The sequence below is a fragment of the Rossellomorea pakistanensis genome (assembly GCF_016908495.1).
GTDB classification, from domain to species: Bacteria; Bacillota; Bacilli; order Bacillales; family Bacillaceae_B; genus Rossellomorea; species Rossellomorea pakistanensis.
Map to the genome: position 1 here is coordinate 1,482,423 of NZ_JAFBDZ010000001.1, position 22,048 is coordinate 1,504,470.

The 22,048-nt window shown below is 36.6% G+C and carries 20 protein-coding genes; 3 read left to right on the forward strand and 17 right to left on the reverse strand.

The features are described 5' to 3' along the window. Positions 1-2: 2 nt before the first annotated feature. From JOC86_RS07240 to sppA, 9 genes are all read right to left on the reverse strand, one after another. The gene (locus JOC86_RS07240; protein WP_205169543.1) at positions 3-839 is read right to left on the reverse strand and encodes an EcsC family protein; all 837 of its coding nucleotides are present in this window, start codon (positions 837-839) and stop codon (positions 3-5) included. A gap of 153 nt (positions 840-992) precedes the next feature. Beyond that, entirely contained in the window at positions 993-1,361 is a 369-nt protein-coding gene (locus JOC86_RS07245) for a hypothetical protein (protein WP_205169545.1), read from the reverse strand. A 193-nt stretch (positions 1,362-1,554) separates the two neighbouring features. Beyond that, entirely contained in the window at positions 1,555-2,742 is a 1,188-nt protein-coding gene (locus JOC86_RS07250) for an acetate kinase (protein WP_205169547.1), read from the reverse strand. 355 nt (positions 2,743-3,097) lie between these two features. Further along, positions 3,098-4,084: a class I SAM-dependent methyltransferase gene (locus JOC86_RS07255; protein WP_205169549.1), complete on the reverse strand. Its 987-nt coding sequence runs from the start codon at positions 4,082-4,084 to the stop codon at positions 3,098-3,100. 122 nt (positions 4,085-4,206) lie between these two features. After that, entirely contained in the window at positions 4,207-4,707 is a 501-nt protein-coding gene (gene tpx, locus JOC86_RS07260) for a thiol peroxidase (RefSeq protein WP_205169551.1), read from the reverse strand. Positions 4,708-4,917: 210 nt separating this feature from the next. Then, complete coding sequence (gene ytfJ, locus JOC86_RS07265; protein WP_205169559.1) at positions 4,918-5,388, reverse strand: GerW family sporulation protein; 471 nt, start codon at positions 5,386-5,388, stop codon at positions 4,918-4,920. A 16-nt stretch (positions 5,389-5,404) separates the two neighbouring features. Then, positions 5,405-6,112 carry a DUF2953 domain-containing protein gene (locus tag JOC86_RS07270; protein ID WP_205169561.1) on the reverse strand — a complete coding sequence of 236 codons (708 nt, stop codon included), beginning with the start codon at positions 6,110-6,112 and terminating at the stop codon, positions 5,405-5,407. A 60-nt stretch (positions 6,113-6,172) separates the two neighbouring features. Next, positions 6,173-6,700, reverse strand: a complete 528-nt coding sequence (locus tag JOC86_RS07275; RefSeq protein ID WP_205169563.1) for an RDD family protein — start codon at positions 6,698-6,700, stop codon at positions 6,173-6,175. Positions 6,701-6,713: 13 nt separating this feature from the next. After that, the gene (sppA, locus tag JOC86_RS07280) at positions 6,714-7,724 is read right to left on the reverse strand and encodes a signal peptide peptidase SppA (RefSeq protein WP_205169565.1); all 1,011 of its coding nucleotides are present in this window, start codon (positions 7,722-7,724) and stop codon (positions 6,714-6,716) included. A gap of 197 nt (positions 7,725-7,921) precedes the next feature. Here sppA and JOC86_RS07285 point away from each other — a divergent pair, with 197 nt between their 5' ends. Further along, entirely contained in the window at positions 7,922-8,722 is an 801-nt protein-coding gene (locus JOC86_RS07285) for an NAD kinase (RefSeq protein ID WP_205169567.1), read from the forward strand. A gap of 441 nt (positions 8,723-9,163) precedes the next feature. Here the strand turns inward: JOC86_RS07285 and rarD are convergent, their stop codons facing one another. The 6 genes from rarD to JOC86_RS07315 all read right to left on the reverse strand — a co-directional run bounded on the left by rarD (position 9,164) and on the right by JOC86_RS07315 (position 16,559). Further along, positions 9,164-10,078 carry an EamA family transporter RarD gene (gene rarD / locus JOC86_RS07290; protein WP_205169569.1) on the reverse strand — a complete coding sequence of 305 codons (915 nt, stop codon included), beginning with the start codon at positions 10,076-10,078 and terminating at the stop codon, positions 9,164-9,166. A gap of 81 nt (positions 10,079-10,159) precedes the next feature. Continuing rightward, the gene (locus tag JOC86_RS07295) at positions 10,160-11,761 is read right to left on the reverse strand and encodes an amidohydrolase (RefSeq protein ID WP_205169571.1); all 1,602 of its coding nucleotides are present in this window, start codon (positions 11,759-11,761) and stop codon (positions 10,160-10,162) included. Positions 11,762-11,905: 144 nt separating this feature from the next. After that, the gene (mbcS, locus tag JOC86_RS07300) at positions 11,906-13,489 is read right to left on the reverse strand and encodes an acyl-CoA synthetase MbcS (RefSeq protein WP_205169573.1); all 1,584 of its coding nucleotides are present in this window, start codon (positions 13,487-13,489) and stop codon (positions 11,906-11,908) included. Positions 13,490-13,911: 422 nt separating this feature from the next. After that, positions 13,912-14,112, reverse strand: a complete 201-nt coding sequence (locus JOC86_RS07305) for an alpha/beta-type small acid-soluble spore protein (RefSeq protein WP_205169575.1) — start codon at positions 14,110-14,112, stop codon at positions 13,912-13,914. A 90-nt stretch (positions 14,113-14,202) separates the two neighbouring features. Continuing rightward, positions 14,203-15,411 carry a tRNA uracil 4-sulfurtransferase ThiI gene (gene thiI, locus JOC86_RS07310; RefSeq protein ID WP_205169577.1) on the reverse strand — a complete coding sequence of 403 codons (1,209 nt, stop codon included), beginning with the start codon at positions 15,409-15,411 and terminating at the stop codon, positions 14,203-14,205. Beyond that, on the reverse strand, positions 15,408-16,559 hold the full coding sequence (locus JOC86_RS07315; protein WP_205169579.1) for a cysteine desulfurase family protein: 1,152 nt from the start codon (positions 16,557-16,559) through the stop codon (positions 15,408-15,410). The genes thiI and JOC86_RS07315 overlap by 4 nt, the downstream gene beginning before the upstream one ends. A 456-nt stretch (positions 16,560-17,015) precedes the next feature. On the opposite strand from JOC86_RS07315, the gene brnQ reads away from it, so the two are divergent. Further along, entirely contained in the window at positions 17,016-18,356 is a 1,341-nt protein-coding gene (gene brnQ, locus JOC86_RS07320) for a branched-chain amino acid transport system II carrier protein (RefSeq protein WP_205169581.1), read from the forward strand. A gap of 105 nt (positions 18,357-18,461) precedes the next feature. Here brnQ and ezrA read toward each other — a convergent pair whose 3' ends face one another. Then, on the reverse strand, positions 18,462-20,156 hold the full coding sequence (gene ezrA, locus JOC86_RS07325) for a septation ring formation regulator EzrA (protein WP_205169583.1): 1,695 nt from the start codon (positions 20,154-20,156) through the stop codon (positions 18,462-18,464). Between the two features lie 338 nt (positions 20,157-20,494). On the opposite strand from ezrA, the gene hisJ reads away from it, so the two are divergent. After that, positions 20,495-21,286: a histidinol-phosphatase HisJ gene (gene hisJ, locus JOC86_RS07330; protein WP_205169585.1), complete on the forward strand. Its 792-nt coding sequence runs from the start codon at positions 20,495-20,497 to the stop codon at positions 21,284-21,286. Here the strand turns inward: hisJ and refZ are convergent. Then, positions 21,278-21,943, reverse strand: a complete 666-nt coding sequence (refZ, locus tag JOC86_RS07335) for a forespore capture DNA-binding protein RefZ (protein ID WP_419096026.1) — start codon at positions 21,941-21,943, stop codon at positions 21,278-21,280. The genes hisJ and refZ overlap by 9 nt on opposite strands. Positions 21,944-22,048: the final 105 nt, after the last annotated feature.

Below are 22,048 nucleotides of genomic sequence, written 5' to 3' on the forward strand. Positions count from 1 at the left end.
TATCATTCCCCTTTCTTCTTTAGAAGATAGCGGTATTGATAAAACTTCTCTGCATAGTTTGTAATAGTACGAGTGAATCGATAATTAACCCCTGCTCCAATCCCCATACTAATGAGGGGGATTCCTGACCATTTCTTTTTTCTAAACATCGTAATAACGGTAGCTTTCATCATATGCTTTAGTGGTCCTTCCATAAAGCTATGATTCGTCAACGTATCATTGCCACTATAAAAATAATCAAGTTCTTTACGATCTAAATCATTCATTAATTCTTCCCATGCCTCTGCTTGAAGCCTTGCTGGAAGTGATGCAGCATGAAAAACTTTCAAGGAAGTCATCATTTCAAAAGGTGTTTGAACATCAAAGCCATATGTAATCGCAATAAGCTGTACAGATCTTAAATTTATTAGAGTCATTGCCGGAAGGTCAGATCCAAGAGCAACGATTCCTCCTGTTCCGATGGCTCCACCTTGGATAAATGAATATAATCGGTGCCTGCCCGCATGCTGTTCAGCAATATAATGGAGCTGATCAATATTTAATAAATGTAAATCTTCTACAGCATTGATATCAGGATGAAAGGCTCGTGCTGTGGTCAAAATTCTTTCTCTGGCGTCATTTTGAATTTGGGACCCTTGCAATAACGAATGCAAATGAAATAACCATCCATCAATTCTCTCAAAAAACTTTTCCTGGACTTCTTCAGGTAAGGATTGAAAGGCTTGATCAAGCCATTTGACATATGTATTCTCAAGATCATTTGCCTCGTATTCATAAAGAGTGTGCCTCCACTCCTCTACTTCTTGCCAAATTTGTTCATCTCGATCAGACCAAGTCATATCACCACTCCTCCAATACGTTCCATTTATCGATAGTATATCATAATAGGGGTGGGAAGATGTTCCTTAAGATGTGAGTGAAATTATAATCTAAGTGTTTATGATTAAAGGGCTGTCCGCAAGAAAGGAAATTCTATAAAAAAACTTTAGAAATTAACCATCAATACGGTTTGATTTATTTTTAAGATCCTTATTGATGATTGTTCTCAGAATGAAAAATAAAAATACGATTCCTATATATACGAGGAAAAATGCAATAAATCCCCATAAACCAACTATAGCATCAATAAATTCCATATTTCCTCTATCCGTAATGGCTTGTTGGATTTCAACTGCAAATACTAAAACAAACATAAATGTCAACGTATAGAAAAAAGACAATGTTATCATTCCAAAGCGCAGTTTGGAAAGCCACTTTGATACTGTAAAAACAAATAAAAACGTACAAATACCGATAATGCCCATAATCCAAAAATGAAGATCTTTATCGCTTAATTGTAAGCCTAACTGATCAGAAACCATGATAAGGATATCATGTATCTTATTAACAAACTAAAGCCAGTAAAGTAATACCCTCTTTCAAGTCCCTCACCCATCTCAGTGTTATTAGTATATAAAATAATAACAGGAAAATAATGACTATGAGAATAAAAAATAGCCTCCTTCCTGTTTAGAACAGTTGAAAGAGACTATTCAAAAAGTCTATTATATAAAATTATACAGTCAATCTCACAACATCACGTGCAATCATAACTTCCTCGTTTGTCGGAATAATGATAACTTTTACTGGTGAATGCGGATAATTGATAAAGGTTTCTTCTCCACGTACTTTATTGCGGGCTGGATCCCAATAGATTCCCATGAATTCAAGTCCTTTTAGCACCTTCTCACGGATTACTGTACTATTTTCTCCAATACCCGCAGTAAAGACAATGGCATCTACCCCATACATACGGGCTGCATATGAACCAATGTATTTATGAATACGGTTTGCAAAGACTTCAAGTGCGAGCTCAGCTCTTTCATTTCCTTGAGATGCCTGATCTTCAATATCACGGAGATCACTTGAGAAACCAGATACAGCAAGCATTCCAGACTTTTTATTTAAAACATCGAGAACTTCGTCTGCAGATTTTCCGGTCTTCTCCATAATGAATGGGAGTAATGCCGGGTCAATATTACCAGAACGAGTTCCCATTGTTACCCCTGCAAGCGGAGTGAAGCCCATAGAAGTATCAATTGATTTTCCACCTTCAATCGCCGCAATACTTGCACCATTTCCTAAATGACATGAAATTAAGCGAAGCTGTTCTTTAGGACGGCCGAGCATTTCAGCTGCACGTTCTGTTACATATTTATGAGATGTACCGTGGAAACCATATTTACGGATCCCATACTCTTCATAATATTCATATGGCAAACTATACAAGAAAGAGCTTTCTGGCATCGTTTGGTGAAAAGCCGTATCAAATACAGCAATAGCAGGAACATTAGGTAATGCTGCTTGGAACGCACGAATTCCAGTAATATTAGCTGGATTATGAAGGGGGGCTAAATCAGATAGTTCTTCAATTTGCTGAAGTACTTCTTCGGTAATAAGTACAGAGTCACTAAATACTTCTCCCCCGTGCACGACACGATGTCCCATGCCTTCAATCTCATCTAATGAATCAATGATTCCTAAAGATGTGAGTTTATCCAAAAGCATTGCTACTGCTACTTCATGATTAGGTATATCTGTTACTTCCTTAATCTTTTCATCGTTAACGCTTATGTTAAAAACAGCATCATTTAATCCGATCCGTTCAATTAACCCTTTTGTAATAACCTTTTCTTCTGGCATTTCAAATAACTGAAATTTCAATGATGAGCTTCCAGCATTTATTGCAATGATTTTTGCCATGATGTTACCGCTCCTTTTATTTCTAGTAGGCTAGTGCCTGGACAATTCACCAATTAGTTTGTTCATTCCGACACTAATATATCTCTCAATTTTTCATTTAATCATTGACTACACCTCATTTCAAGAAAAAGGTTGAATTGTTATCGTTTACATGATAAATTAAATCTTTTCTGAATATATCGAGAAATATTGTTCCGGCATCAAGGTTATAAATTTGGTGGTCCAATTTATCATGTTCCTATCTAGGCATTATTAGAGCTCATTCTATAAAACTAGTAAAATGAAAAAAATATCCGTACATTATTCAAATAAAATGAGCTGGTCTAAAACATCGGTAGTTTCAGACCAGCTCATTTTATTTATTTTCGTTAAACCAAGCATTCATTTGGTTCATCATGTTTTCCATTGCTGTTTGATTCGAAAGACTAGGAAGCTTCGCGAGCAAAATTTCCCTTGGAGCCTTGAGTTCAGGTTCCTGCTTTTGAAGAACTAAGATACTTTTCGCAGAGTTCTCATTTCTAAAGAGACTTTCAGGAAGTTGAATAATGGCTTGGATATTAGCATGTTCCTTTAAAAATGGATGAAGCTTATTTGATTGTTCCGATTCAAAAAGACCGTTCGGAATAATAAAGAATAAATACCCACCTGGTTTCGTATGCTTTACGCTTTGTTCGATAAAGAGATGATGGGCGAATGTGTGACCTTTTTCTGCACATAATTGATAATCTAATGCTCTTACATCATTTGGATAATATCCAATTGGTAGATCACACACTACTGCATCAACTGGATCAATGAACAATGGATCAAGTGAATCCTGATTAAACAATTCAATTGGGTGTTTTTGAAGATTCGCACCAACATATGCTAGCTTTAATAACAAATCATCAATCTCAACACCAACAGATGAAACCTTTTTAAAAGGCAGTTGGTTTAAAATGGTTGTGATTAAATTTCCCGTCCCTACTGCTGGATCAAGAAGAGTGAATTTATCCTTATTCACCAGGAATTTCCCTACTAGATAGCTCATAAAGATCCCAATCGAATCAGGTGTCATTTGGTGGTTTGACTGTATATTTTGCTTCATCCCTTTTAGTATTGCAAGCTGCAATCCTTTCCGGATATCCTCAGATGTATAGGATTCAAAATTCAATTCTACGTATTGTTTTTTTAGCCTCTTCTTCGTCACTTCACTTAATTCCGGTTGGAGAATATCCTCATGAAAAAGATTTTCTCCAGTCTCCGCAATCGCTTCTAAATATGTACAATCCAACTCTTCTTCAAGAATTTCAGCTGTATGGTCTATTAGGTTAAAAAGTGTTTCTACGGGAGAGTTCATCATATTCATATCCCCTTTATTATTAGTTCAAAGTCCATTTTACATATGTATTGGAATTAGTCAAAGAATTATCTTAAAAGGACCAGCCCTTCGATAGGCCGGTCCTTGTTGCTTTTATGTTCTACTTAGTTTGCATTCTTGGCAGCATCGATTGCACCATCATAGTTTGGGTGATCCGTGGCTTCGCTAACGTATTCAACGTATGTTACTTTGTCATTACTATCGACTACAAATACGGCACGAGCTAGCAAGCGGAGCTCTTGGATATGAACACCATATGCTTCTCCAAAGGACAAATCGCGGTGGTCTGATAATGTTTGAACATTTTCAATTCCGTTAGCACCACACCAACGTTTTTGTGCAAACGGCAAATCAACGGAAACGGTCAATACTTTCACATTATCTAATCCAGCTGCAGCTTCGTTGAATTTTCTTGTTTGTGCATCACAAACACCAGTATCAATGGATGGCACCACACTAATTAATCGAACAGACCCTTTTGAATCATCTAACGTTACTTCAGATAAATCATTTGCAAGTACCGTAAAATTAGGAGCTGTGTCGCCTACCTTTACTTCACTGCCTAAGAGCGTAACAGCATTTCCTTTAAATGTAATATTAGCCATTTGAACTACCTCCTTTAGAGTATGTACATTTTTATACTAATCAAAAGCTTCCATAAAAATCAAATCATATGACTTTTAGGTCTATTAAATCTCTACCACCAGAAGTCTCGCACCTGCAGCGAAAACAACTTATTATAGTAATTAATAATATTTAAAAACCATTATCTTAAAAAAAGAAGAGGGGTTAACCATAAGGTCACCCCCCTTGTGTTACATGTCAAAATTCTGTTTATTTTGTTGTTGGTTGAATGATTGATTCTGATTATTCTTCTGGCTATTTTTATTCATCATACTTTGAATCTTTTCAATCGCTCCTGGGGCGATATCGAGTATTTTCTCTAATAAGTGAGTGTTTTCATCAAGATGGAGCATTTTTACTCCTTGACCATTTACAATCAGAAAGGCAATTGGTGTAATGGACACTCCTCCACCACTACCTCCACCAAACGGTTGCTTCTTTTCACCACTTTGTCCCCCGCCTTGGCCTTTTGAATCACCTTTGCCGTCGATCATAAATTCACTACCACCGGCAGCAAAACCGAATCCCACCTTTGAAACCGTTAGAATGACGCTTCCATCAGGGGTTTCAACAGGGTCACCAATAATTGTATTGACATCAATCATATCTTTCAAATTCTCCATTGCCGTGGTCATTAGACCTTCAATTGGATGATCAGACATATGAACTCCTCCTCATCTATACGGATTGTTCCTCATTAGAGAACATGGATAAAGGCTTCGTTTTAAACTTTGCCCTTCCGCCTTTCCAAAATTGGATGATTTTGATTCCTGCTAGAATAGCATGCCCCACTCGAAATTGAATCATACATGAAAACTCAGTTTGAATGATAGCACGTTGAAAATCAGGGGTGACCATAATGGAGGGCATTGTTTGAAGACGCATTAGCTTACTAACAACGGTAATGATCCCGCTCTTAGCAGACCATAATAGTCCAATCAATGTTCCAGTATTTGCAGCATCCCCGACACCTACCAAAGTTCTCCAATTGACATGGTCTATTTTGACTCGCTTAAAGAACTTACGGATAATTTTATGGAAAGAAACAACATGCTCAAGAAATGTTTTTGTATCTGAGATAGAATCGAATATAAAGCTAGGAGTAATTTTTTTTGTTGCTTCTTTCTTTTTCCCTTTATTTTCACTGCCCCTTTTTGTTTCCTCTTTGACGACAATATTAGGACCGTCATCATCAAGCTTAATAAGTGGAACATCTATTGTATAACGGATAAGACCAAACCAAGCTCTAAACTTTATGACAAACCGATCATTATCGTTTCCATGATAAAGGGAAATGGAGATGGTTAGTTTTGTAATGATTATAAAAAATAGAAGTATTAATAAAATACTGGCCAAAATTAACGGAACAAGGATCCACCAGCTCATCATTTCACAACCCTTCAATCCTTCATTATGACCAGAAAGCCAAAAAAATAAACCTGCTCGTTAATGAGCAGGTTTTAATATTTTCGTTTTTCTTTCTTGAATGACTGTTGTATCAGCAAACAGGTCATGAATCCCTTGTTTCCTCGGTGTAAATGCGACAACCACATATAAAATAAACATATAAGAGGAAATAAACCGTCCAATTAGTTCCCTAAACAAAATTGTGCTCCAGCCTAAATCTGAGCCCTTTATGTTTGTAACTCTAAGTCCAAAAACCATCTTCCCTAAAGTTTGACCTAAAAACTTTGTCATAAGAACAAAATATCCGTAAAATATAATGGCTCCCGTAATCGCCATCGGAGCAAACATACCATCTTTTTCAATCGATACGTCAAGCAGACGAAAAATGGGTTTCACTAAAAGATTACCGATACTTGCAACGACAATCAAATCAATGAGGTATGCCCAAAACCTCATCCAAAAACCAGCAAGGAAGAAGGATTCGTCATTTAGAGTATCACGTCCTTGGTGATGATCCACTTGTAAATTGGTTGAGTTTTCCTCTTGGAAATCATTACGATCACTCATCCTGTTCCCCTCCTTACTCAGAATATAGATACATTGGTTTCGGAGCATTAGGCTGTGATAAAATTCTCATGATAATCGCTGACTCTATATCTTGACCCATTACATTCTTCACACCCATATTAAATAATGATGCAAAACTATCTCCTGATGAATACTCGATAACCTTAGCGTTCTCCATTTTTAAGTCTTTTTTCATTTTTGCTATTACATCATCAGCATATCCAAAGCCATCAATTAATCCAATCTCTTTAGCCTGTTTTCCATCATAAATTCGACCATCTGCAATTTGACGAACCTGACTTTCAGACATATCTCTTCCTTCTGAGATCACTTTTACAAATCCTTCATAGGAATTATCAATCATTGTCTGCATAATCTTTTTCTCTTCTTTAGTCATTTCACGAGTCGGACTCATGATATCTTTATAGGGTCCACTTTTAATCGTGACAAAATCGACTCCATACTTCTCTGCTAATTCAGAGTAATTAATGCTTTGCATGATCACCCCTAAAGACCCGGTTAAGGTATCTTTACTAGCGAAAATTTTTGTAGCAGGTGCTGAAATATAATATCCGCCAGAAGCAGCCATCGAGCCCATGGAAACATAAATTGGTTTCTTTGACTTTTTCATTATTTCAACAAGTTTTTCGTGAATTTGAGCACTTTCTACTACTCCCCCACCAGGAGAATTCACTTCGAGTACAACACCTTTAATAGTATCATCTTCTTCAACAGTCTCTAACTGCTCCATAAACACTTCATGGTTATAGCCCGGACTTTCAAAAATCGACGGTTCCCCACCAGTATCTTGAATCACTCCATCTACTTCTAAGACGGCTATCTTATTGAACTCATCGCCCTCTTCAACCACCTCTTCAGTAAATGCTCCCTCTTCCATAGCCATCATCTCTTCAAAACCTTTGCTAAAATCAGTTGAGAGGGACCAACTAGCGAAGTTAACGATTACGGAAATAAAGAATAAACCCCCAGCAATTCCTAAAGCAGTCCACCTTTTCAAATTCATCCTTATGTACCCTCCTTATGTCTGCTAACTATGATTACGGAAGAAACTATCAAATAGTTTCACAATCATGTAAAATAAGAAAAAATCACGCTTCTATCCAAATGGATTTGCTATCCGTAACATATTTTAGCAAATTAATGTGGATTTGGGAAAATATAAGAAAAAATATCGTTATTTCTCTAAGGAGGACTTAAGGAATGAATGACCGCCGTAACCTTTACTTCTACACACTTAAAGACGCAACAACTCTTAGAAAGGTAGAAGAACTAAAAAACTTAGCCAAGAGATATGAATTTAATCTTGTCAATCAATCTAAAGATGCCAACATTATTGTTAGCGTCGGAGGTGATGGAGCTTTTTTACAAGCAGTAAGAAATACCGGTTTTAGAGAGGATTGCTTATATGCGGGAATCTCTACAACAGGAAATCTTAGTATGTATTGTGATTTTTATATTGACGATACTTCTAAAATGATCGATGCGATGATGAAAGAACAAGTCGAAGTAAGAAGATATCCTACTATTAATGTCACTGTTGATGGACAAACCTCTTTTCATTGTTTAAATGAATTCAGTATTCGCTCAGGAATTATCAAAACGTTTGTTATGGATGTTTTTATTGATGATTTCCATTTCGAAACATTTCGTGGGGACGGAATGGTGATTGCAACACCAACAGGAAGTACCGCCTACAATAAATCGGTTAACGGGGCTGTAGTCGATCCAATGCTTCCTTGTATGCAAGTGAGTGAACTTGCTTCACTCAATAATAATAGGTATCGAACACTAGGTTCTTCGTTTATATTAAGTGGAAATCGTAAGTTAAAGCTACAGATTGTACAGGATGGAAACGATTATCCATCAATGGGCATCGACAACGAAGCATTAGGAATTCGTCACGTACGGGAGGTAGAACTTTCCCTTAGTGAACGAAAAATCAAAACAGTGAAATTAAAAGATAACTCATTCTGGGAGAAGGTTAAGAGAACATTTTTGTGATAAAAGCGGAAGCGCCTTGGTAATAGGATGAAAGGCTAAGTTTGCCACGTCCTGTGGCAACGCCTTTCTGACCTACATCCTGTAGGCCGCAGGCATAGCATAAGGCGAGTCCCCAATGAAGGGTGCCTTTTCCCTTCATTGGGGACTTGACTTATGTCTCGAGGAGCTAGGCGCTGGAGCTGGACACGATAAAAGCGGATACACCTTGTACAGGCCTGACAAGCATTAGACGAGTTACCTAGAAAGGGCGCCTTTTCCTTTTCAAGGTGACTTGGCTTATGTCTCGAAGACCTAGGCGCTGGAGCTGGACATGATAAAAGCGGAAGCGCAAAACATTCATATGATTTAGAATAGACTTTCATGAAGACGATGAAGGACAATATTACGTAGGAGAACAATGAAAACAAACTGAAAAGACTGCCTCCATGGACAGTCCCTTTGTTATGCACTTAAGTTACTTCTACGTCTAGCTGTCATTGCCCGCACACGTGAAAATGAGAATAGGGCAAGTGCTAACCAGATAAAAGTAAAGGCTACAAAATGTGTAGGAGAAAATGTTTCGTCATAGACTAACACACCCAGGATCAATGTTAGCGTAGGCGAGATATATTGCAAGAATCCGACCATATAAAGCGGGATAGCTTGAGCACCTCTTGCAAAGTATAAAAGAGGTATGGCGGTTATAGCTCCCGCCCCGATTAATAATAAGTCTGTATTGATTGATATAACAAATAACGATGAATCACCCTTACTCATTAAAAAAAGCATATACAATAGAGCGATTGGAGCTATTGTCATCGTCTCTAATGTCAGCCCTATAGCCGAATCAACTTTAATTAGCTTTTTCGCTAACCCATAAAGGCCAAAGGATACGGCTAAGATGAATGCTATCCACGGAATTTGTCCATAGGATATCGTTAAAATCAATACCCCAATCGTTGCTAGACAAAACGAAAGAATTTGAGCTTTCGAAAGAGATTCTCTTAAAATAATGACGCCTAATAAAACACTTACAAGAGGATTTATATAATACCCTAGACTTGCCTCAACCATTTGATTTGTATTGACTGCCCATATATAAACAAACCAGTTCACGCTTATTAGTAAAGAAGCAGCAATTAGAGCGGCGAGTTGTTTTTTACGTTGGAACAAATTTTTTAATAGAACCGTGAATTCTTTCCATTTCTTAGTCGAGATTAACACGACAACCATAAACCAAAAAGACCAAAAAACCCGATTGGCTAGTATTTCATCTGCTGAAACATGTTGAACCCACTTCCAATAAATCGGAAGTATTCCCCATAAAAAATAGGAAAAAGCGGTATAAAGAATTCCTGCCTTTTCTTTTTGGTTCATAACGCCACCCTCCTCCTAAAAAATTATTTCTAAACTCGAAATAATTTCATTATACTGCCAGAAGAAGTCTGGTGGCAAACATTATTTTTTGGTAGTAAATACGATTTCTTCATTGATAACGGTCATGTATACCTCAGTTGATAAAATTTCATCAGGCTGAATGGTGAGAATATCCTTATTTAAGACAGTAAAATCCGCTGTGAAGTTTACATCAATCAATCCACGATCATTCTCATGATGGCAAGCATAAGCACTTCCTTTTGTAAAAAGCGAAACCGCTTCGAATGGACTTAAGCACTGTTCTGGCTGATAAACCGTTTTTTCTAAATCGAATGGTTTTGTTCTAGTTACTGCTGCATGAATACCAAGTAATGGATCAACCGGTTCAATCGGTGCATCAGAGCCACCTGCACAATGGATTCCTTCTTCCAATAACGTTTTCCATGCATAATTATAAGTCATGTTCTCTTGGCCAACCCGATCTATCACCCATGGGAAATCAGAAGGAACAAATCTAGGCTGAATATCCAAAACGATAGGATGCTTTTTCATTTCTTCGATTAAATCTTTCCTTAATAATTGGGCATGTATGAAACGATCTCTTTTGCTGTCTACTGTAGGGTGCTTTTTAACTGAATGTAAAACATATTCAAAGGCCAGGTCTCCAATAGTATGAACGGCAATTGGAAGGCCATAGCTTCTCGCTTTTTCCACCAGTTCATGAAGCTTCTCCTGCGAATGTATTTCAACTCCATGTGTAGTTGGGTCATCTGCATAAGGATGACTAAGGAGTGCCGTTCTCCCCCCAAGAGCACCATCAGCAAAGATTTTCATGGCTCCAAACTCTACAAAAGGTGTGCCCGATAAGAAGGAGTGGCCTTCTGTTTTCCAGTCTTCTATTACTTCATGATGTACAAGTAAGTGTGCTCGAAATTTATATTTCTCTTCTTCAATTACATTAATGAATGCTTGATACGTTTTGTTGAAATTTCCGTAATAGCTTAAGTCTTCTGTATGTCCTCCGACTAAACCAAGTTTCCAACAGTTTTGAATAGCATTTCTAAGGGCATTTTCTAAATAGACTTGAGAAATCTCCGGCAGAGCAGCTATCATTAAATCTTGAGCCTTGTCCTTTAATACTCCGTTAAGCTTTCCTTCTTTATCTTTTTCTATTAATCCACCTATTGGATTGACCGTATTCTCGTTAAGATTTGCCTTTTCCAACGCAACGGAATTAACGACCATCGCATGACGGCAAACCCTTTTTAATAACACAGGGTGGTGTGGAACCATTTCGTCAATTTCAGATTTTGTTAATACCTCTGCATCCTCCCAAAGGTTTTCATTCCATCCTTCTCCAATGATCCAACTACCTTCTGGAGTCGTTTCCACTCTTGCTCGAATGGCTGATAATACCTCGGCTTTACTTTTCATATTTGACAAATCCAGTCGAATCAATGTTTCACCATGACCGATTAAATGCATATGACTATCGACAAATCCAGGAAACATAACATTTTCTTTTAGGTCTATTCGTTTCGTGATCCTTTGCTTGTATTTGTTTTCGATATCATGCAAATTTCCTACCTCTTTAATCAATCCATCTTCTGTAAATACTGCTTCAACGGTTTCATTTTCTTTTCTCATCGTATAAATCGTACCATTAAACCATAATATTCCCATGTCTTTTACTCCTATCTTTATCCCTGTTAACGATATTTTATTGGATCAAAAAATTACATACACATAAAAACTGACTTCCTAGGAATTACCTCCCTAATAAGTCAGTCTTTTAAGAATAGTTTTACTTTATTTTACATGATTTTATTAATTCCTTAAAGTACTTAGTTCTTTTTGACGAAGTTCAATTCTACGTATTTTTCCAGATGTTGTTTTGGGTAATTCATCAATGAATTCAATTTTTCTAGGATACTTATAAGGAGCGGTTAGTTTTTTGACGTGTTCTTGCAGAGCTGTAATGAGATTAGGGTCATCTGCCTTAATCCCATCTCTAAGGACAATAAATGCCTTCACAATATTTCCACGGATTTCATCAGGGCTCCCAACTACTGCGCACTCTTTAACGGAAGGGTGTTTAACTAAAGCATCTTCCACCTCAAACGGACCGATTGTATAGCCTGAACTAATGATAATATCATCTCCGCGCCCCTCAAACCAAAAGTACCCGTCTTCATCCTTCTTTGCTTTATCCCCTGTAATATAGTAGTCCCCTCTAAATTGCATGGAGGTTCTTTCAGGGTCTTTATAATAATTTTTAAATAGGGCTGGAGTTTCAACATGGACCGCAATGTCTCCAACTTCTCCGACATTACATGGTTTCCCTTCCTCATTAATGATCTCCACATTATTCCCTGGAGTAGGTTTCCCCATAGATCCTGGTTTAAGTTCCATCCCCTTCATGATTCCGACTAGAAGGGTATTTTCTGTTTGTCCATAACCATCTCTGACCTCTAGATCGAAATGCTTCTTAAAGGCTTCAATAACCTCTCTATTAAGAGGCTCGCCAGCAGAAACAGCACTGTGCAAATGTTCTAAGTTATAGGTACCTAAATGATCAACCTTGGCCATAATGCGATATTCTGTCGGTGTACAGCAAAGAACATTTACTTGATTATCCTGAAGAAGTGTTAAATATTTTGTCGGATCAAACTTCCCTTGGTAGATTAATCCAGTTGCTCCAGAACCTAAGACAGACAGAAAAGGACTCCATATCCACTTTTGCCAGCCTGGACCTGCCGTTGCCCAAACGACATCTCCTTCTTCTATTGCGAGCCATTTTTTAGCCGCTGTTTTTAAATGAGCATATGCCCATCCGTGGGTATGTACGACTCCTTTAGGATTTCCTGTTGTTCCAGACGTATAGGATAAAAACGCCATATCATCACTGCTTGTCTTGGCAAAATCTAAATGATCGGATGCTTTATCTTTTAGTGAATCAAGATGCTGCCAATCTGGTTGATCTTCACCGATAACAAATCGTTTTAACCCATTTAATTCCTCTACATCTTTAAATTGATGGACATACGGCGAATAACTAATGACCGCTTTAACATCCCCATGCTCGATTCGATATTTCAAATCTTTTGTTCTTAACATTTCTGAACTTGGAATCACAACAAGCCCACATTTTAAAGCGGCAGTATACACCTCATATGCTTCAATTAACCTCGGAACCATCACAAGAACGACATCGCCTTTTTCTAATCCACTTTCTAAGAAAACGTTTCCAAGTTTATTCGCATTTTTTATTAAAGCATCATATGTAATTTCTTTCTGTTCCCCTTGTTCACTTAGCCATTTGAGAGCTACCTTTTCTTGATCTGATGAAAATCTTTCAAATTCTTCTACTAGATTGTACTTATCTGGTGCTAGTAAATCCTCTCTCTTCATGGTAATCCCCCTCAGTTAGTTATGTCTCATATTCATTATACAAAATTATCTTAATATTTTAAATAATAAATTTTTGACAATGAGGGACTTTTTTGTAATCAGAGATATGTTGGGTTATCATTTGAATCGCTACACTATTTCATTTGTCAGTAAAAGTATTTTACTCTTTTGCTTTTTCAGGTCCTTATTCCATTCTATTGAGATCCTTATTTTGGTTTTTCCGTTTTTTCAAGACCTCAATCAGCTCTATTGAGGTCCTCATTTTGGCTTTTTCGCTTTTTTAGGCCTTCAATCGACTCCCTTAAATGCCTCTCATTTCCGCTTTTTTTGATTTTATCTTATCCGGAACCCCTTTTACTAGAATCTACTGAAAAATGAAAGAAGCGAGATCTCTCTCGCTCCTTGTAGCCATATCTATTTAATTATTTTGAAAAACCACCGATTTGTTGTTCAGCCATTTGAACTAAACGTTTTGTGATTTCACCACCAACTGATCCGTTAGCACGTGAAGTTGCATCTGGACCTAATTGTACACCAAATTCAGAAGCGATTTCGAACTTCATTTGGTCGATTGCTTGTTGAGCTCCTGGAGCTACTAATTGATTTGAACTTCTGTTAGCCATGTGTATTCACCTCCTTGTGAGTATAGAGTGTGCGAAAACACATGGCTTCATACCAGAATTAAAGATGGTAATTGTTCCTAATTTTCAACTTTATAATAGATCCTCAAAATCATGAAAAGCTTTCATTTCTGCCGCTCCTAAATCCAGAGTTTCCGTACCTTCAACAGCTTTTTGAATAAGTGAATCGAAGTCAACAAAACTCTCATAATACTCAACTTTTTCTTTCTTAGGTTTTGTTTTTGGAGTCGGTGGTGTAAAAATAGTACAACAATCTTCGTAGGGAAGAATGGAAATATCGTGTGTATCTATTTTCTGGGCAATATCAATAATCTCTAATTTATCGTGAGCAATTAAAGGACGAAGTATTGGCGTACTGGTAATATCATTAATGGCAAACATACTTTCAAGTGTTTGGCTTGCGACTTGTCCTAGACTCTCGCCTGTGACTATGGCAAGGCCATTATTTTTTATTCGAATTTCATCCGCAATCCTTAGCATCATTCTGCGAGTGGATGTCATTGTATAGTTTTCAGGCACTTGACCATGAATAACTGTTTGAATTTCAGTAAAGGGAACAATGTGTAACCGAACCTTCCCACTAAAGACTGATAATTTTCTAGCAAGGTCCATTACTTTTTGCTTTGCTCTTTCTGATGTATATGGGGGGCTATGAAAATGAACCGCTTCTATATCCACGCCTCTCTTCATTGTTAAATAGCCCGCTACAGGACTGTCTATGCCTCCTGAAAGCATCAGCATTGCTTTTCCGCTTGTCCCAACAGGCATTCCTGTTGCCCCTGGAATTACTTCATTTGAAAGATACACGCCTTCTTTTCTTACTTCAACATTTATATTGATATCTGGATTTCTGACATCGACCGTAAGATCTTCAGTATTTCTTAAGATATAGGATCCCAATCGATAATTGATCTCGTTCGTATCATATTCAAATGATTTATCTGCTCTACGTGCAGAGACTTTAAAAGTTTGATTGCGTTTTAGTGTTTTCTTCATCAGCTCTAATGCAGCTTTTTTCATTGCATCTATATCTTTATCAACCTTTACGACTGGACTAAAGGACTGAATACCAAAAACAGGTTTTAACCTCTCTATCACTTTATCTGCATCTGCATCACGTAATAAAATATGCAATCTATCTCTGTTTGCATTAATCTGGATATTACCGAGATCCTTTAATACTTCCAATATATTCTCTCTAAGCTTTTTGATAAAAAGCTTTCTGTTTCGACCTTTTGTTGAAATTTCACCATACCGGATTAATATGCGTTCATACATCATACTGATCTCCTCATCACTTTGTCTAAATTAGAAATTACTTTTTTTAATGATTGGATAAAGATTATTGCCTCTTCCATTGTATTCTCAAAAGCTAAGCTTACTCTGATTGAACTATTTGCCATTTCCTCTGTTCTTCCCATTGCAAGCAATGTTCTACTTGGAATATTTTTTTTAGATGAACATGCACTAGTTGTTGAAACATAGATATCCATTTCTTCTAGAGCATGTACAATAACCTCACCTTTATAATGTTTAACTGAAAAATTAAGAATATGTGGCGCAGCGAGTGTTTCGGGAGTATGGATGCTGATTCCTTCAATTGAAGATAACTCTGTACGCAAATATTCATGAATTTCTTTTATTATTGAAACTCCCTCGCTACTTCTTTCTTTTTCAAGTCTTATTGCTTTGGCGAAAGCGACAATACCACTCGTATTTTCTGTTCCGCTTCTCACTTTTCTTTCCTGTTCTCCACCTGTTATAAGTGGTGAGAGTTGAACTCCATCACGAATATAAAGGAGTCCTGATCCCTTTAGCCCATGTAATTTATGAGCAGATATCGTACATAAATCAATGCCAATATTTGTTAAATCAAGTTCCACCTTTCCATAGCCTTGTACATGATCGACATGAAAAAGAATTTTAGGATAGTTTTTTAGAAGCTGTCCAATTTGATCGATAGGTTGGATACTGCCTACTTCATTGTTTACATGCATCACAGAGACTAGGATCGTCTCTTCTCTGATTGCCTTTTTAAGCTCATTAGGATCGATTACCCCATTTCCATCAACGGTGAGATAGGTAATATCAAACCCAAAATTTTTAAGTTGTTCACAAGATTCAATAATGGATGGGTGTTCAATGGAAGTAGTGATAATATGTTTTCCTCGGTTGTGATATTGAAATGCTGTTCCTTTTAAAGCTGTGTTATTAGATTCCGTTCCCCCAGAAGTGAAGTAGACTTCATTTTCTTTTACCATAAGGATACTAGCGAATTGTGCCCTTGCTTGTTGTAAAAGTTTCTCAACCTTCCCTCCAAAGGAATGAATGGAAGAAGGATTCGCATAATAATAATGATTCACTTTTAAAAAGGTTTCTAAAACTTCTGGGTCTGGTTTTGTAGTAGCACTATTATCGAAATAAATCATGAAGGTGACACCTACTATATAAAATTTATAATCAAAATTTGTATCATTCAAACTTAGTGAAGAAGTAATAAACATTATTGACCTTCTATTGTAAAAAAACATTCTTTAAGAATGGTGATTACAAAACATAATGGTAACATAATTTGATTTGTGAACAAAAAGTGAAAGCTTTTTCTTTAGAAGTTTTTCTTAGAGTAATAAATCGTTTCATCTCGTTAAAAGCTAAGAGTCTTTCGCTATATATAGCCACTCATAGGCTTTCTAATTATCATAAATCATTTTATTTCCATTGATAAATTAACAGTTTTTTGTGACAATAATAGTTGTCTGACTTCAAACGATTAATTATCTTAAAATATTAAATTTTTTGATTATTTGTTTTTTCGACAATTTTTTCACAACGTATGATACTATTTATTAGGCTCATTGGAACATTTTAATTCAGGAGGTATTACCATGAATGAGAAAGCGCTATCAAAAGGTCAAGTGCTTACTATAGGATTAATGCTGTTTGCCCTATTTTTTGGTGCTGGAAATATGATTTTCCCACCTTTTCTTGGACAACAAGCTGGGGAAAATGTGTGGACAGGAATTATTGGCTTTTTAATCACTGGGGTTGGTTTACCGCTATTAGGTATAATTGCTATAGCCAGAACGGGCGGGGACTTACAAACTCTAGCTACTCGAGTTAGCCCAACTTATGGAATCATCTTCTCTGTCATTATGTATTTAGCAATCGGTCCTTTATTCGGGATCCCAAGAACGAGTACAGTCGCCTATGAAATTGGAGTTATCCCATTCTTAGCAGAAGGAACACCCAAGTATGGGTTAACATTGTTCATTTACACGATCATCTTCTTTGGGGTAACCATGTGGTTAGCAATGAACCCTTCTAAAATAGTGGACCGTATTGGGAATGTTTTGACACCTGCTCTTCTTATTATCTTAATTATTCTTGTTGTAAAAAGTATATTAACTCCTATGGGGGAGGCACAGGCACCACAGGGAGATTATATAGAAGGTCCATTCTTTAAAGGGTTCTTAGAAGGATACCTTACAATGGATACGATTGCCGCTTTAGTTTTTGGAATAGTCGTGATTAATGCTATTAAAGAAAAAGGTGTTGCTAGCCGTCATTCTTTAACGAAGGTTTGTATCACTGCAGGTATCATTGCAGCAATGTTACTAGCCCTTGTATATCTATCATTAAGTTATATCGGTGCTACTAGTGGAGGAGCGATTGGCATTAAAGATAACGGTGGTGCGATCCTTTCAGCCTCCGCGGCTCACTTGTTTGGTTCATTAGGGACAATCATTCTTGGACTAGCCATCACATTTGCATGTCTTACTACATCTATCGGGCTTGTATCAGCTTGTGCACAGTATTTCGCAAAGATTTCACCTGTCTCCTACAAGTTACTTGTTGTTATCTTGTCAATCTTCAGTGCGATTATCGCAAATGTTGGTTTAACACAATTAATTGCTTTTTCATTACCAGTTCTTATTATTATTTACCCATTAGCGATTGTGCTAATATTACTGTCCTTCATGCACAATTGGTTTAACGGTTATTCTACTGTATATATCGGAGCTCTTATTCCTACTGGCATTGTAAGCTTTGTAGACGGCTTAAAAACGGCTGGACTAGATGTTAGCTTTGCTACAGATACTTTAAGTTTTCTACCTTTCTTTAATGAAGGCATCGGTTGGCTTATCCCAGCCATTGTAGGAGCGATTATTGGTTTTATTCTCGCGTTAATCTTGGGAGAATCCAAAAAAGCAATTGAAGCTCGGTAAGACCCATATGATTTAATCTGTTAACATATAGCTAACGTTAATAAAGGACTCATTAAGTAAATAGAAAAAGCCTAAAAGTAAAACCCGTAGCAAATGCTACGGGTTTTACTTTTGATCGTTAGTATATAATTCTTCCAGTTTCTTAATCACACCTGGTTCTACTTTTTCAACTGCTGTTGCCGCTTGTTCAAGCGCGCTTCGGTATTCATAATTTCTGAATGATTCTTCTGCCGAATTTAAACTTTCAGCAAGACCTGCATCCTTGCTTCTGTATCGATTCCCATATTGAATGACCTTCTCTGTTAAAAGCACATTCTCTATTAGTTCATTCGTTTTCTCATAAAAGTGTTCCACCGTATCTATAGCTTGATCTAGATAGCTTTGAATCGACTTCATATTAAGTGGTTTCTCATTAAGTGACCTGATAACATCATCTATATTCTCTTGTGTTTGTTCCAATAGTGCACTGTAATCAGATGGGAGACCGGGTACATTACTTTTCATCACTAACCTGCTAGCTTCTGAAACCTTCTTTTTAAGCTCACCTAATTTCTCTCTTGCATCTATTTCATCTTTTCTTAATGTTTGCAGATGTTCCGTATATTGCCTTTGCTCTTCTTTAATCCCTTCTAAAATCTGATGGATTTCTTTTAGTTCAGTCCTTAGATAAGTGAAAGCTGATTGACTTTCTCCGATTTTGACAAGAAGAATTTCATATCTTTTAAATAAAGAACTAATTTTCTTTTCAAGTTCAATTGGAATAACGAGCTCTTCATCTAACAACTGGTAACCTTGTTGAACAAAGTTGGTTTCTTGCTTTATTACTTCATTTGCTTCTCTTATCTCTTTTAGCAGCTGTGTCGTTTTTTCTTCGTTTTGTAATACGTAATGTTTAGCGTGAACTTCCTTTTCAAGAAGATCATATAGAATTTCAATGCTGTCTTTTATATTACTTATTCCTTCTTCAACCTCTTTGGTCTCTAATTTTTCAATATACGCAAGGTAGGATTCAATATCATCTCTGATCCTTTTTACTTCCTTTTCAATATGGAGATGATCTAAATTGTAGCCTTGAGCTTCCATTTCCTTAAAACCTGACTCGACTTCATTAAGTTGAGAAGGAATAAGAGTTTGACAATCTGTTAATAATGCAGGAATAATTTCCATATTATGTAGTAATTTATCGGACTCTTCATTAAGGATTAACACGACTTCCCTTGCCTCTAAGTAATTCCCATTTTCAGTTAAGTCATGAAAATGATCGATCTTCTCGGATAGTTCGTCCATTTTGGCTTCCATAATCTTAGCTGTTTCTCCGAAGGTATGTCGATGTGCTAACAGATGTTTTTTTCCTCTTTGAAAATCTGCCTGTAATTCCTCAATTTCAAGACGATTTTTTTCCTCGCTGCCAATTAGCTCTTTAAGTTCTTTTAGAATTTCTTCCATCTTTTCTTCTATTTTTTGAAGAGTTGACGTAATTTTGTTCTGCATTTCTTTCGCCTTATTAAAACGGAATTTATCCGTATATTCTTCGGTATCAAACAGTAGCTCCTCTACATTTGGAAGATCGACGGCGACTATTTCATCCCAACGTTGTCTCCAGCTTTCGAACATTTCTTCTGTCTGACCTGTCATGTTTAGCTGTTTAACTTTGGAAAGCTCATCAACTATGGGACGATTCATAATGTCAACTTTCCAAGCCTCTAAGCGATCGACTTCTTGGTAGTATTTTCTTCTAAAAATAAATGCGGTTATACATAAAATAATTACGAGTATAATTCCACCGATGACATATTCCATCGTAAGCCCCCTGTCCGTACATCTTTCCACTTTAAAAATCTATGAATAAATTTTAATATTATTGTATCTTGTTCTATTTATGATACCATGTTAGCGACAATTTTTGACTATTAAATTCTAATTTTCATAGTGGATTTGAAAAAAATATCAATAAATAGCTAATTTTAGCGAAAAAATAGGAGGATTTTTTTGTTTAAAAACGAAAAGCTGTTTTTATCAACATTGTTGTTATTTGAAAAAGAGTTAGTTGGTTTCCGCGCCAACCAAGCTTTTTACGAAATTTATGTTCTAAAATAACAATCTTTTAGAACACAGCCAAACGAAAAGAGGGATAAAAATTGATTCATGACGGACATATTCACACTCCATATTGCCCACATGGTACAACCGATGCTTTTGAAAAATATATCGAAACAGCACTTAATCTAGGGTATGAACAGATGACATTTACGGAGCATGCTCCACTTCCGCAAGGATTTACGGATTCAACCCCTACAAAAGACAGTGGAATGAAATCGGAACATCTACAAGAATACTTTTTTAAAATTACCGAAATGAAAAATCAGTATAAAGGTCAAATCACCATCTTAGCTGGTTTGGAAGTGGATTATATTGAGGGGTTTGAAAAAGAAACAACCCAGCTATTGAATGAAGTAGGTCCAAGCTTAGACGATAGTATTCTATCAGTTCACTTTTTAAAACATAAAGACTCATGGGATTGTTTAGATTATAGTGCCGACTTTTTTGAAGGGATGATCGGCCGTTATGGTTCTCTTGAGCAAATTCACGAAAAATACTATGATACTGTCCTTCACTCAATTAAGGCAGATTTAGGTCACTATAAGCCGAAGAGAATTGGCCATATGACACTTGTTCATAAATTCAAAAAAAGATTTCCGCTACAGAAATCTTTTCAGTCTAAAGTAGATGAAATACTCTTCCTAGTCGCTAAACAGGGATTAGAGCTAGATTATAACGGCGCTGGATTCTCAAAGAGGTTTTGCCAAGATTCATACCCGCCAGAATATATTGCACAGCAGGCCCTGAAACTAAATATCCCTTTGATTTATGGCTCTGATGCACATCAAGCAAGGGACTTAGGACAAGGGAGAAATGTAATGTTAAAGTGAATTCACTTGCATGAAATAATTTGGAGGAGAGATCTCGATATTTTTCACTAAAGTTTGATCAATCCAGCTCTCAATTGCTTCATAATACCGCTCAACAAAGTACTTTTCTTGAGGAAACAATTGCCATACTTCCCGTAAATATTGGGCATTCAAGTAGGGCATCGATAACATGGACTTTAATTGGATGATAAGAATATTTGCCGGAAGTTTAAGAAATAGTTCCTCCTCTATTCCTTGCTCAATTACTTTTTTCAAAAGGTACTTTTCCTTCATAAGATAGGAGGAAGTAATTTCCCGGACAATTTGAGAGTCTATTGACATTTCACGCCAGACGAACCTCGATAATAGGTGATGATCACTTTGGAAATATAAGATGTTTTTTATCGCGTTTTTCAAACAAAAATCTGTAGGTGACTTCCCAAGCTCATCTACCGCATTTTCTAGGCAAAGCAAATACGTCTCAAAGAATCTAGTAAAGCATTCCTCTAGTAAGCCTTGTTTCCCATGAAAATAGTAAGATATATTAGCGGAGTTCACTCTAGCTCTACTTGCAATATCTCTTACTGAGGAGCCGTCATACCCCTTTGTATTAAATAAAACAATGGCAGCATCAATAATGGCTTCTTTTGTTTTGATCGAGGTCGTCATTTTCCCCATAATATCCCTCTTTTCTTTTTAATTGCAAGGATCATATATTTATGATAATAATGTTCTAATAGTAATATGCGAGAGATGCCTTGTTCTGGCTAATGGTATTATATG